The 12,515-nt window shown below is 61.2% G+C and carries 10 protein-coding genes; 5 read left to right on the top strand and 5 right to left on the bottom strand.

Features of this window, described 5'->3' with window-relative positions; genetic code table 11:
* Positions 1 to 2: 2 nt before the first annotated feature.
* The 3 genes from ABI796_RS09095 to ABI796_RS09085 all read right to left on the bottom strand — a co-directional run bounded on the left by ABI796_RS09095 (position 3) and on the right by ABI796_RS09085 (position 3,896).
* Positions 3 to 980, bottom strand: coding sequence for an ABC transporter permease (locus tag ABI796_RS09095; RefSeq protein WP_141282207.1), 978 nt, complete (start codon positions 978 to 980; stop codon positions 3 to 5).
* Positions 981 to 1,075: 95 nt separating this feature from the next.
* The gene (locus ABI796_RS09090) at positions 1,076 to 2,749 is read right to left on the bottom strand and encodes an ABC transporter substrate-binding protein (RefSeq protein WP_141282205.1); all 1,674 of its coding nucleotides are present in this window, start codon (positions 2,747 to 2,749) and stop codon (positions 1,076 to 1,078) included.
* Positions 2,750 to 2,828: 79 nt separating this feature from the next.
* Positions 2,829 to 3,896: a LacI family DNA-binding transcriptional regulator gene (locus ABI796_RS09085; protein WP_141282203.1), complete on the bottom strand. Its 1,068-nt coding sequence runs from the start codon at positions 3,894 to 3,896 to the stop codon at positions 2,829 to 2,831.
* A gap of 206 nt (positions 3,897 to 4,102) precedes the next feature.
* On the opposite strand from ABI796_RS09085, the gene ABI796_RS09080 reads away from it, so the two are divergent.
* Together ABI796_RS09080 and ABI796_RS09075 are read left to right on the top strand one after the other, a co-directional pair.
* On the top strand, positions 4,103 to 4,879 hold the full coding sequence (locus ABI796_RS09080) for a type 1 glutamine amidotransferase domain-containing protein (RefSeq protein ID WP_141282201.1): 777 nt from the start codon (positions 4,103 to 4,105) through the stop codon (positions 4,877 to 4,879).
* Between the two features lie 158 nt (positions 4,880 to 5,037).
* Positions 5,038 to 6,060 carry a DUF808 domain-containing protein gene (locus ABI796_RS09075; RefSeq protein WP_141282199.1) on the top strand — a complete coding sequence of 341 codons (1,023 nt, stop codon included), beginning with the start codon at positions 5,038 to 5,040 and terminating at the stop codon, positions 6,058 to 6,060.
* An 83-nt stretch (positions 6,061 to 6,143) separates the two neighbouring features.
* Here ABI796_RS09075 and ABI796_RS09070 read toward each other — a convergent pair whose 3' ends face one another.
* Complete coding sequence (locus ABI796_RS09070; RefSeq protein ID WP_141282197.1) at positions 6,144 to 7,373, bottom strand: amidohydrolase; 1,230 nt, start codon at positions 7,371 to 7,373, stop codon at positions 6,144 to 6,146.
* Positions 7,374 to 7,399: 26 nt separating this feature from the next.
* Positions 7,400 to 8,848 (bottom strand): MFS transporter, encoded by a 1,449-nt coding sequence (locus ABI796_RS09065; protein WP_141282195.1) that lies wholly within the window; start codon positions 8,846 to 8,848, stop codon positions 7,400 to 7,402.
* A gap of 102 nt (positions 8,849 to 8,950) precedes the next feature.
* Here ABI796_RS09065 and ABI796_RS09060 point away from each other — a divergent pair, with 102 nt between their 5' ends.
* The 3 genes from ABI796_RS09060 (at position 8,951) to ABI796_RS09050 (ending at position 12,402) form a co-directional block, all read left to right on the top strand.
* Positions 8,951 to 9,940: an Lrp/AsnC family transcriptional regulator gene (locus ABI796_RS09060; RefSeq protein WP_246095697.1), complete on the top strand. Its 990-nt coding sequence runs from the start codon at positions 8,951 to 8,953 to the stop codon at positions 9,938 to 9,940.
* A gap of 34 nt (positions 9,941 to 9,974) precedes the next feature.
* On the top strand, positions 9,975 to 10,892 hold the full coding sequence (locus ABI796_RS09055; RefSeq protein WP_281283970.1) for a LysR family transcriptional regulator: 918 nt from the start codon (positions 9,975 to 9,977) through the stop codon (positions 10,890 to 10,892).
* A 139-nt stretch (positions 10,893 to 11,031) separates the two neighbouring features.
* Positions 11,032 to 12,402 (top strand): L-serine ammonia-lyase, encoded by a 1,371-nt coding sequence (locus ABI796_RS09050; RefSeq protein ID WP_141282189.1) that lies wholly within the window; start codon positions 11,032 to 11,034, stop codon positions 12,400 to 12,402.
* Positions 12,403 to 12,515 lie beyond the last annotated feature (113 nt).

The raw sequence follows: 12,515 nt of genomic DNA, 5'->3' as shown, positions 1-12,515 counted from the left end.
CTCTAGTTGCTGCGCACGCGCGGGTCGAGGCGGACGTACAGGATGTCCACCAGGAAGTTGGCAAGCAGAACAGCGGCGGTGATGGTCAGGAACAGGCCCTGCATGAGCGGATAGTCGAGGCCTTGGACGGCATTGAGGAGCTGGTAGCCGACGCCGGGATAGGCGAACACCACCTCCGTGAGCAAGGCACCGCCCACCACGAACCCCAGTCCCATGCCGAAGCTCGTCACCGACGGGAGCATGGCATTACGGGCTGCGTAGCGGAGCATGATGCGGCCCGGACGGAGGCCCTTGGCTTCGGCCATGGTGATGTAGTCCTCGGAATTGGTGGCGATCATGGTGTTTCGCATCCCGAGCATCCAGCCGCCTATGGAGACCAGCACGATCGTCAGCGCCGGCAGCACAAGGTGGGCACCGACGTCGCCGATGAACTCCCAGGTGAACGCCGGCTCCAAACCGTCCGTGAACGCATGCCGGATGGGGAACCAACCCAGCACCACGCCGAACAGGTACAGCGCACCCATGGCGAGCCAGAAATAGGGAAACGAGCCAATGAACACCAGTACCGGTGGGAGCGCGGAGTCTATCGCTCCGCCGCGCCGCCAAGCGGCCAGGATACCCAGGAGGTTGCCCACGACGGCGGCAACCACCAGTGCGGTTCCGCCCAGCAGGAGTGTCCACCCGATTTGGGACGAGATGACCTCGGTAACAGGGGTGGGGAAACGGGAGATGGAGACACCCATCTGCCCGGTGAAGACGTTGTGCATGTAGTCGATGTATTGCTCCCATATGGGCCGGTCATCAACACCCAGCAACTTGCGCAGGGCCTCGATCTGTTCAGGTTGCATACGGTCCTGGGAGCGGGCGAACATGCGGGACACGGGGTCTCCCGGCATGAAGCGCGGGAGCAGGAAATTCAGGGTGATGGATGCCCAGAAGGCGATCAGGTAGAAACCCAGGCGGCGCAGGATGAAGCGCACGGTTTCCCTCCATTCGGGAATTGCGGAGATGTGGGGGCACGCCCGGCGGCAACGGCCGGTTTAGCAGCGGAGAGCCGCCGGGCGTGCAGTGGGGACTACGCGCGCGGTTCCAGCGTGGTCAGGACCAGCACCGTTGTAGGTGAACGCACGGAGAGCGTGGCGTACGGGTTCTCCGCGGTGGGCCAGCCGGTGAAGCGGGTGTCATTGAAAGCACCCCATTCAGGGCCGGAGAACAGCGGAACTACGGGTGCGGCGTCGTTGTATTCTTCCTGGAGCTTGTTGGCCAAGTCCTTTTGCTTTGACTCGTCACCTTCGGCGGCGAAATCGGCCAGCAGGGCGTCGGCTTTCGCGTCACCGAAGCGGTGGTAGTTATCAAAGGTCTTGGTGCCCACCGGCTTCACAGTGGAGGTGCCCATGGTGGTGTTGAAGTACTTGTAAGGGCTGGGATCGTTGGCGCTCCAGACGATCCCGGAGTCGAAGTCGCCGGTCTCGTAGCCGGCAACCACTGCAGCCCAGTCCGGGGACTCCACCTTGGCAGTGACACCCACCTCGGCCAGGTTCTGCGAGATCACGTTGGCCACGGACAGCCAATCGGAAGAAGTAGCGCCTACGGAAATCTTGAACTCGAAGGGCGTCCCGTCCTTGAGAGTGCGTTTCCCGTCTGCTCCCTTGGGATAGCCCGCCTTGTCCAGAAGCTCGTTGGCCTTCTGTACGTCGTGGTTGGTCCACGTGCAGTTGTCCTTGACGTTTGCGTTCTTCCAGGTCTCATAATTGCCGGAGAGTCCAGTGCAGTCCGCCGGCTTGGCGTAGCCGCTCATCCCAATTTTGGTGACCTGATCGCGGTCAACGGCCATGCTCAGTGCTTTGCGGACGTCAACATCGTTGAACGGGGCTTTGGTGGTGTTCAGCTGCCAGTTGATCATGGCACCGGTGGGAGGGAACCAGTACTGACGGTGCTCCTTGTCTTTGGATACGAACGTCTTTTCAATGTTGGGAATGTACTGCGGAGCCCAGTCCACATCCCCGTTCGCGGCGGCGAGGTTGGCGCCGTCGTTTCCTGCGAAGGCGAGCATCTTGATGCCGGCGATCTTCTGCTTCTCCGGCTGCCAGTAGTTGGGGTTCTTTTTCAGCACGAAGGATTGGGCCTGGAAAGTATCCACTTCGGTGTACGGTCCTGTACCCACCGGATTGGCGTTCGCATCCTTTTCCGGGTCCGGCAAAGCAGCCCAGATGTGCTTGGGCAGGATGATGAGTTGGCCGATGTCGTAGAGGGCAGGCGACCACGGCTTGTTGAAGTTGAACGTGACGTTGTTACCTTCGGCAGTGACGGTGTCCAGGTATTCGAAGCCGCCCTTGATCTTCTTCTGAAGCTCAAAAGTGTAGGCAACATCCTCAGCAACCAGGGGCTGCCCGTCAGACCACTTCACGCCGTCACGAAGGGTGAAGGTGACCGACTTGCCGTCCTCTGCCGCCTTCCACTCGGTGGCCAGCCACGGCACAGTGTCTCCCTTTGCCGGGTTGAAGATCAGGAGGGACTCGTAGATGGACTGCTGGACCATGGGGTTCACCGTGGGGGCGAACGGGTTGAAGTTCTGCACGAACGTGCCCATGTCCTCACGCGGAATGGTGAGGAACGCGCTGGCGTTCGCTCCGGCGTCGGAAGCGTTTGTCTTGGAGACATTGGCCGTGCAGCCGGTGAGCAGCATCGCGCCCACTACAAGGCTTGCCGCCGTCATCCGGGCAGCCCGGAAGTATCGGGGTTGTGTCATGATGGTTATCTCTTTCCTGTCTTCATCGTCCAAGGTGAAGGGGTGGGTAAGGGTTTGCTCTTCGACGTTGATTTCGCGGTCAGACCGAAGAGCGTTCTAGCAGCGGACAGTCGACCAATTGCTGGTCGGCAAGGATCGGCTGTCCTGCTGTAAGAGCGGCGAGCGTTTGGACGCCCAAGGCGCCCATTTTTTCGAAGGGCAACGCAACCGTGGTCAATTTCGGCCGCAGGTAAGCCGCAATAAGTTCCTGGTTGTCGAAGCCGATCACGGCGATGTCGCCGGGGATGGTCAGGCCCCGTTCCTTGATGGCGTCATAGGCGCCCATCGCCATGCGGTCATTGAGGCAGAACAGTGCTGTTGGCCTGTCACTTTCCGGGTAGCGATCCAGGATGTGGCACGCGGCTTCGTAGCCCCCGTCAGCCGTTGCGTATCCTGACACCACCAGTTCAGGGTCAAGCTCCAGTCCGGCGTTGGCGAGTGCTTCGCGTGCACCCTCCAAACGTCCCACTGCAGCCGGAATATCCGGGTCAAGGTTGATGATGCCAATCCGGGTGTGACCGGCTTGGAGCAATCGTTCCACCGCCACGCGTCCACCCCCGCGCTCGTCGGGGACAATCGAGGGCAGCTTCCCGTCCGCGTCGAAGCAATTGATCAGGACGGTGGGTACTTCATTGGCGCTTTCCGGAACATGCACGCCCCGGTGAAAGGTGGCTGCGTACAAAAGTCCTTCCACTCGTTGTTCCAACAGCTTTTCAGTGGCGGCATCTTCCAGGCCCTGGTTGGGTCCTACGGCATCGGCCTGGTCGGAGGGCGCGATGAGCAGGAACCGGCGGTCAAGCCAGGCTTGATCCTGGGCTCCTTTGATGATGTCGACGGCGAAGGGTGCCGTGACGATCTCAGTGACTATCCCGTACCAATCACTACGCCGGGATGCCAGCGCACGTGCGCCGGCATTGGGACGATAGCCCAGTTCCTGCACAGCGTGATTGATCCGGGTACGGGTTTCCTCGGAAATGCTGGCATTTTCGCGGTTGCTCAGCACAAACGAGACTGCAGTCCGGGAGACGCCGGCGTGGTTGGCGACGTCCTTCATGGTGACTCCCCGTTGCCGCACAGGTGCGGCCTCGTCACGGTTGGTTTTCGCCATTGAATGCTCCGGAGCTCTTGATTGATGCGATGGTATTGCCAGTGCTTCATTGTCTGGCTGCTCCTCAGGAAACGCTGTTGGTAACGCGCGTTACCCGATGGGCATGTGACTTAGGTTACCCGCGTTACTTCTTTCCTGTCAACAGCGTATTAGAGGGCCGGAATTTCGTGGGGCGTAGGGTGGATGGTGGACGAAAGGAGCACTTCATGAAGAAAATCCTCATGGTACTGACCAGCGTTTCCGAACTGGGCACCACAGGCGAGAAGACCGGCTACAACGTCGCCGAAGCCGCACATCCCTGGAAGGTCTTCAAAGATTCCGGCCACTTCGTCGATTTTGCCTCCATCAAGGGCGGCCAACCTCCGGCCGACGAGGTTGACGCCGATGATCCCATCCAGGTTGCCTTCACCAAGGATGAAACCACACGCGCCGGACTCTACAACACTGCCCGGGTGGACGTCGTGGATCCCGAACAGTACGACGCCGTCTACCTCGTTGGAGGGCACGGCACTATGTGGGACTTCCCGGACAGCGAAGGACTCCAGCGCCTGGTAGCCAGCGTTTACGACGCCGGCGGCCTGGTGGGTGCAGTTTGCCACGGTCCCGCCGGACTGCTGAATGTGGAACTGAAAAACGGTTTCCGCCTCGTTCAAGGACGGGACGTTGCGGCGTTCACCAACGATGAGGAAGTGGCCGCCGGTAAGGACAAGGTCATCCCGTTCTTCCTGGCAGACCGCTTGGAAGAACAGGGCGCCCGTCACGTTTCCGCAGGTGTCTTCGAAGAGAAGGTGGCGGTGGACGAGCGCCTGGTGACCGGCCAGAATCCAGCCTCAGCGGCAGGGGTCGCCAAGGAAATGGAGAAGCTCTTCGCCGAGGTCATCCACCAGGAAAAGGCCGAAGAGCAGCATGAGGCAGCGGCGCTGCGTGCTGAGAAGGACGCGGAGAAGACTGCCAAGAAGGAAGCGGCTGACACCGAACACTAGTCTGCCGGGACTTATCCGAACGGTCCCCATCCATGGGGGCCGTTCGGCGTCGCGCTGCCGTTCAGGACGGCAACATATAATCCGATCATGCCAATAACGCGTTTGTCCTCAAGTTGCCATCCATTGCTGTCCGTCCAAAAGCAGGACGGGGTGGCTCTATGAGCGGCGGTCTGGTAGCGCTTTTGGACGACGTTGCAGCCCTTGCCCGTATTGCGGCTGCATCCGTGGACGACATCGCCGCAGGAGCGGCCAAGGCAGGGGCGAAAGCCGCCGGTGTGGTCATTGACGACGCCGCTGTCACTCCACAGTATGTTTCCGGGGCCGACCCGTCCCGTGAACTGCCCATGATCAAACGGATCTTCTGGGGCTCACTGCGAAACAAACTGGTCATCATCCTCCCGGCACTGCTGCTGATCAGCGCCTTCATTCCGGGAGTCATCCCGTTCATCCTCATGTTGGGTGGCAGCTACCTTTGCTACGAGGGCGCCGAAAAGGTGTGGCACAAACTGCGCGGCCACACCGAGCACCAGAAAGCGCCGGCTGTCCAACGCGGGCCCGAGGCCGAGGCCAAAGTCACCAAGGGCGCCATCACCACAGACTTCATCCTGTCCTGCGAAATCATGGTGATCGCCATGAACGAGGTGGCCGCTGAGTCTCTGTGGGTCAGGGCGTTCATTCTGGTGGTGGTGGCAGTCATCATCACTGTCCTCGTCTACGGCGCCGTGGGGCTCATCGTCAAAATGGATGACATCGGCCTGCACCTGACCACCAAGGACTCTGCCGGCTCCCAGCGGTTCGGCCGCCTTTTGGTCAAAGGCATGCCCGCTGTCCTGGCTGCCATCACCCTGATCGGCACCATCGCCATGTTGTGGGTTGGTGGTCACATCATGCTCCAGGGGGCTTACGACCTCGGATGGCACGGCCCTTATGACCTTGTCCATGTACTTGAGTCACCCTTCGCCGGGATTGCCGTTGTGGGCGGCTTCCTGGCCTGGCTGGTGAACACGCTGTGCTCGGCCGTCCTGGGAGCCATCTGGGGCCTGGTCATCATGCTCATCCTGCACCCGCTGCTGAAGGTGCTGCCTTTTGGCAAGAAGAATGAGGACCACGACGAAGGCGACGTCCGCGCCGCCGTCGCCGGCCATAAGCCTGAGAAGCACGACGACAAACCAGCCTCCTAGCGCGTTGCGGCGTCCGGTACCTCGTATCACCGGACGCCGCATCCGCCTCAGGCGTTGCTGCTCTTCATGGTGCAGTGAACCGGTCAGGCCTCCAGAGTCACCGTAGTTGCGCCGGGGCGCCGGCCGGCCTGACGTTCCAATAGCTCGTTCCGCAAGGCAGGCTCAAGGGCGGCATCCAGAACTGTCAGGGCCAGGACCGCTGCACCGTCGAGCACTGCCTGATCAGCTTCGGGACTGATAGCGTCGGCGGTAAAGTCCGGGTGATGGGGAACAGCGGTGCTGTTGCGGACCACCACCATGCCGTGAACGGACGGAATGACTTGGGAGACGTTGCCCATGTCAGAGGATCCGCCACCAAAAACCGGTGTGGTGTCCACAGGCCTGCCGATAGCTTCCATGTTCCGATCCCAGAAGCTTCCCAGTCCCTCGTGGGTCATGATGGGAGCGTACGGGTGCTCAGTCTGCCGATGCGTCCACGTACAGCCCGTGGCGATCGCTGCGCCTTCGAAGCAGGCAAGCACCCGTCCCTTGAGGTTCCGCCATACTTCAACGTCGCCGGCCCGGACTTCTACCTGGACGGTGGAGTCGCCGGCAATGACATTGGTGGCTCCCCCGCCATGGGAGATGAAGGCGTTGGTGTTGGCATTCTCTGGCAGGTGCTGCCGGAGAACGGCCATGTTCATCAGCGCCAGGCTTGCTGCCGCTCCGGCGTTAATCGCCTTGTCCGGCGCGCCGGCAGCATGCGCTTCGCTTCCTTTGAACTGGACTTCAAATCGTTCAACTGCAGCCATGGTGAAGGCTGAGGCGCTTCGTTCCACCCCAGTCATCCCGTGCACCATGAGCGAGAACGCCGCATCTTCCCACGCACCTGCCTGCAGCAGTGACACCTTTCCGCCGCCGTGCTCTTCAGCCGGGGTGCCGAGAAGTTTGATACGAAGTCCTGCGGCGTCGGCAACGGGCTTGAGCGCCAGCGCAGCTCCCACTCCGGCGGCAGCGATCATGTTGTGGCCACAGGCATGACCCACCTCGGGAAGGGCGTCGTACTCTGCACAGATCACTACCGTCAGTTCCCCGGTACCGTAAATTGCTTCGATCGCCGTCGGGACGCCATAGGCGCTCTCCGTGACGTCGAAACCACCTGCACGCAGGACGTCGGCCACGGCCGCAGCCGATTTATGCTCTTCCCAGGAGATCTCCGCCAGTGCGTGGACTTTGTGGCTCAGTTCCAGAATGGAAGGCCCGACGGCGGTAACGGACTCCTGCACAGCCTCGCGCAGGGCAGCCTTGGAGGTGATGTCGATGGAAACGGTCATTGGATACTCCTTTGTGGGTGGGGATGTCAGTTGACGGGTTCGAGGGCGTCGGCATCGGCCGATGCAGCAACGGATGGTGGGGTTGGCTTGGCAGGCCGAATGAAGAGCACAACCACAGCGAACAGAATGGAAAGGCCTGCGCAGATCCACCAGACAGCGTGGAATGACAGCTCGGTGGCGGCTCCTGGTCCGGCCGTTGTGGGCGTGGCCAGTGCAGCCATCAGCAGCGCGAAAAGTGCTCCTGCTACGCCGCCGGCAGCAGTGCGTGCAGTGTTATAGAGACCGGAGGCGATTCCCACAGAATCTGCGGCCGCCCGTTGGACCACCAGCATTGGCAACGTGCCGCTGACCAGGCCGGCACCCACGCCTACGATTACCAGCCATACAGCGAAAGTCACCAGGCTTCCCGGTGCCAGAATCATGAAGACGTAGGCCACAGCGCTCAGGACGCCGCCTAGAGCCACGCTCCGCGGACCGCCCAGTGCCCGGGCAACCCGGTCACTGAGGGAAGCCCCAAGAAATGCTGCCAATGCCATGATGCTGAGCATGGTTCCTGCGGCCGAGGCTGCAGCCCCAAAGCCGAAGCCCACCGTGGCGGGGTCGGAACGAAGGTAGACCGAGATAGGCGCTTGCGCGCCGAACATTTGGGCGCCATAAAGGAAAGCGACGATGATGGGCAGCCCCAGGCCACCTCGGAGCAGCATGTTCAGGTTTACCAAGGGGTGCTCAATCCGGCGGGCCGACATCACCCAGGCAACGAGGAGTGCAACTCCCGCCAACATGGCGATCGCAGTGCCCATGGGCGGCCATGCTGAGAGGTTGGAGGCGCCGCCCAGCAGGGCGGCCAAACCGCCGCCGAGCAGCAGCGCGCCTAGGTAATCCACCCTGCCCTTGCTGCGTAGCGGCGATTCTTTGACAAAAATCGCGATCCCGGGAAGGCACAGCGCCATGAAAATCGCGGGCAACAGCAGGGTGATGGACAGGCTGTCCACCACGTCCAGCACGATTCCGGAGAGCAGGCCACCTATGGTTGCCCCAAGTGTCAGCGCCGCGACGAGCCTGCCGATGCTTCTCCCTGAGCGTGCCGAGTCACGCTGGTGAACGATGGCGAATTCAAGGGGAAGGAAAACAGCCAGCGGTGCCTGAATTGCCCTGCCCAAGAGGAACAACTCGTAGTTGGGGGCGAAGGCGACCAGGACGGACGCCGCGGCCACGATTGCTGTGGCGATCATCAGGATCCGCTTGTGACCGTGGATATCGCCAAGCTTGGACAGGAGGGGAACAACCAAGACCGTCGACAGGAGATAGGAGGCGCTGATCCAGTTGAGGGACGCAGCTGAGACTCCGTAGTGTTCGCCGATGGACGAGAACAGAGGATTGAGCCAGCCCTGAAGGATGCCGCTGCCAAGCTCCATGACCACCAGGAAGCCGACGGCACCTGCCGCCGTGGTGGATTTCTGCGCAGTTGTACGCATGAACGCTCCGATGTGATGAGAAGTGAACGGGATCACAACATCATGAGAGCTCCATGTTTCCGGTTGATGAAATTGCAGTTTTCCGTGGATATGATTCATTCCGTGTCGAAAAATGTGCTTGATCCTCTTGAGGAACGCATCATCCATGCCCTTCAGATAGAGGGGCGGGCCTCGTGGAGCGAGCTGGCACCCGTGATCGGCGTGGATGCCGTCACCCTGGCCCGACGATTTGAGTCCCTGAAGGAACGTGGGCTTGCCTGGACCACCGGAATCTTCCCGGGCGGAGCGTCTGCCCTGATCGATATCACGTGCCACCCCCAGCAGATCAGCGATGTTGCCCGGCACCTCGCACGGATCCCGGAGGTGCTGACCCTGGACCACACCTCGGGCGGACGCGATCTGTTGGCCACCATGCATGCAGATAACCCCCTTTCCATTTGGAATATCGTCACCAACAGCATCGGAATCCTGGACGGCGTCAGGAACACCCAAACCCACCTAGTCACCGAAATCATCATGGAAGCTTCCGACTGGAGGATGCGAGCCCTGAGTCCCCAAGATGCCGCGAAAGTCCCACGGCCCCGCCCACCTCGCGCCAGGGCACCGCGGGCAGTGCACCCTGACGTCGAAGCGGCGCTTCGCCACTGCCTGACGGAAGACGGGCGGCGTACAGTCAGCCGGATCGCTGCCGAGCACGGCCTCAGCGAGCAGCGCGTCGCCGACGGGCTGGCCCGCATGCGCGCAGATGGCATGCTCCGGATCCGAACGGACGTGGCCCGGACCGTTACCGGTTGGCCCGTCTACGCTTGGTACTTCATGCGAACCGCGGCAAAGCACATACAACAGATGCCCGGACTGATGGCCCGGATTCCCGAGGCCCGTACAGCGCTGGCCGTTGCAAGCCAATACAACCTCGTAGTGGCAGTGTGGCTTCGGGAAATGTCGGATGTGATGCGTTTCGAAGCCGCTTTGGAGGCAGCAGTGCCCAGCGCCAGAATTGTTGATCGGAGCGTGGTGTTCAGGATGAGCAAGCACTTGGGCAGGCTCATTGACGAACAAGGCGCCGCGACCATGGGGTTTGTCCACCCGTAGTCGGCAACTAGCTGCTCCGGGCATCTAAGCTTAAGTGGTCCTAAACCCTGGAGGCCCCTTGCTGGATATCCGAAGACTTCAAATCCTCAAAACTCTCGCCCTCGAGGGAACAATGACCGCCGCTGCCACCAAGCTTCACATGACAACATCGGCAGTAAGCCAACAGCTGGCAGTGCTCGAAAGAGAGGCCGGCCTGGCCCTGCTGGTCCGTGCAGGGAGGAACGTTCGCCTGACCGATGCCGGTCTCATGCTGGTGGAACACTATGCCAGGATCGCCACTGAGGTTGAAGCTGCTGAGGCCAACCTGAAGAAGCTTCAAACAGACGTCCGCGGGCGGCTGACAATCAGTGCCTTCCCCAGCTTCTGCAGCACGGTGCTCCCCTCGGCGCTCAGGACCTTACAGGGCGATTATCCGCGGTTGGAATTGATGGTCTCGGACCTGGAACCCTTCGAAAGTGTGGCCCAGCTGAGAGCCGGGCACATTGATGTGGCGGTGGTGGATGACCTGCACGATGTCCAGGATGAAGGGCTGGTAAAGACCATCCTGGGCAGGGACGAGATCATCCTATGCCTCCCGGGAGACCGGCACGGGTCCGCGGACGCCACGCTCTCAGACTTCGCTGACGAACGCTGGATCCTGGACCAGGAAGGCAGCGTCTTTGAGCAGTTCGTTCGCCAAACCTGTCGGGATGCCGGGTTTGAGCCCAATGTCGTAGCCAATTGCCGCAACCTCATGGCCATGCTCGGATTGGTTCGCGGCGGCCTGGGCGTGGCGCTGATGAGTGAACTGAACCTCGGACGCGAAACGGAGGACCTGGTGGTACGCCGCGTTGATCCGGGCTACGGGCGCAACATCATCGTTCTCCACCGGGCCGCCAGCCGCGAATCGCCGGCCATTACTGCCGTCGTCGATGAACTACGCAGGGCAACCGACGCCCGCCCTAAAGCCTGACTCCCCTGGGCATTGACTCTGAGTCTCGATGCATTGTTAAGTCCTGCTTGAGTTTCTGTTCACAACTTTTCGATGGACGCCGCCACGATTCACCTCCAAGCTGGGTAAAGATCCCAACTGAAACCCCTGGAGGTAACCCATGGCCTTGAGCGCCCTTGACCTGTTTTCGATTGGCATCGGTCCCTCGTCCTCTCACACAGTAGGGCCCATGCGCGCAGCCCGTTCCTTCATTCAGGCCCTTGAAAAAGAGCAAATGATCGACGCCGTTGATCGCCTTCACGCTGAACTTTTCGGATCTCTGGGGGCTACTGGACGTGGGCACGGCTCGGACAAAGCAATCATCCTCGGATTCATGGGCGAAGACCCGGAATCCGTGGAGACCCTCACGGCGGACCGAGCTGTAGACCAAGCCACGGAGGCCAAAAAGATCATGCTCGCGGGGCGCCGGATGATCTCCTTCAACAGAGCCAATGACGTGGTGCTGCACTTGCGGCAATCCCTTCCGGCGCACCCCAACGGCATGCGGTTCCAGGCCTTCGACGGTCAGGGGAACGTTTTGGCGGAACGCGTCTACTACTCGGTGGGAGGCGGCTTTGTTGTGGACGAAGACGCTGTGGGCAAGGTGGAACCCGACACCGTAGAACTCCCCTACCCCTTCTCCAACGCCGGGGAATTGTTGGCCCACTGCGCCAAGGACGGCCTTTCAATCAGCGACATCATGCTGGCCAATGAGGGCGTCTGGCGCAGCGAGCAGGAAACCCGTTCGGAGCTCCTCCACATTTGGGAAACCATGAAGGAGTGCGTCTCGCGCGGCTGCAGCCGAACCGAAGCTCACCTCCCCGGCAACCTGATGGTCCGTCGTCGTGCTCCGCGGCTCCTGGCGGACCTCCAGGCAAAAGACGACGCCAGCGATCCTTTGCGTGCTCTGGACTGGGTGAACCTGTTCGCCCTGGCTGTCAACGAAGAAAACGCCACCGGCGGGCGGGTCGTCACGGCTCCCACCAACGGCGCGGCAGGCATCATTCCTGCCGTTCTGCACTACTACATGAAGTTCATTCCTGGAGCCAACGAAGAAGCGGTAGTACGGTTCCTCCTTACTGCAGCTGCCATTGGAGTCCTGTTCAAAAAGAACGCCTCAATCTCCGGGGCAGAAGTGGGTTGCCAAGGGGAAGTGGGCTCGGCATGTTCCATGGCTGCCGGGGCGCTCTGCGAGATCCTCGGCGGGACCCCTGAGCAGGTGGAGAACGCCGCCGAAATCGGGATTGAGCACAACCTGGGCCTGACTTGCGACCCCGTAGGCGGTTTGGTGCAGATCCCCTGCATTGAACGCAATGCAGTGGCCAGCAACAAAGCCATTAACGCCGCCCGGATCAGTCTGCGTGGCGATGGTACCCATCATGTTTCCCTGGACACAGCCATCAAGACCATGCGTGAGACCGGCGCAGATATGAAGAGCAAGTACAAGGAGACATCCAGGGGCGGTCTCGCCGTCAACGTGATCGCCTGCTGACCCGCTGCCTGTGACCGAGGGCCATGTTTCTCAGGGTCATGGTGCGGTCGACGGTCGATCAGACCGAACCGCCTGAGTTTTTGGACGTTTCGGCATCCGCAACGAGCGGTTCG

The sequence above is a fragment of the Paenarthrobacter aurescens genome, from assembly GCF_041549525.1.
GTDB lineage: Bacteria > Actinomycetota > Actinomycetes > Actinomycetales > Micrococcaceae > Arthrobacter > Arthrobacter aurescens.
The sequence above is the reverse complement of the archived record's forward strand: the minus strand, read 5'-3'. Positions and strand labels throughout refer to the sequence as shown.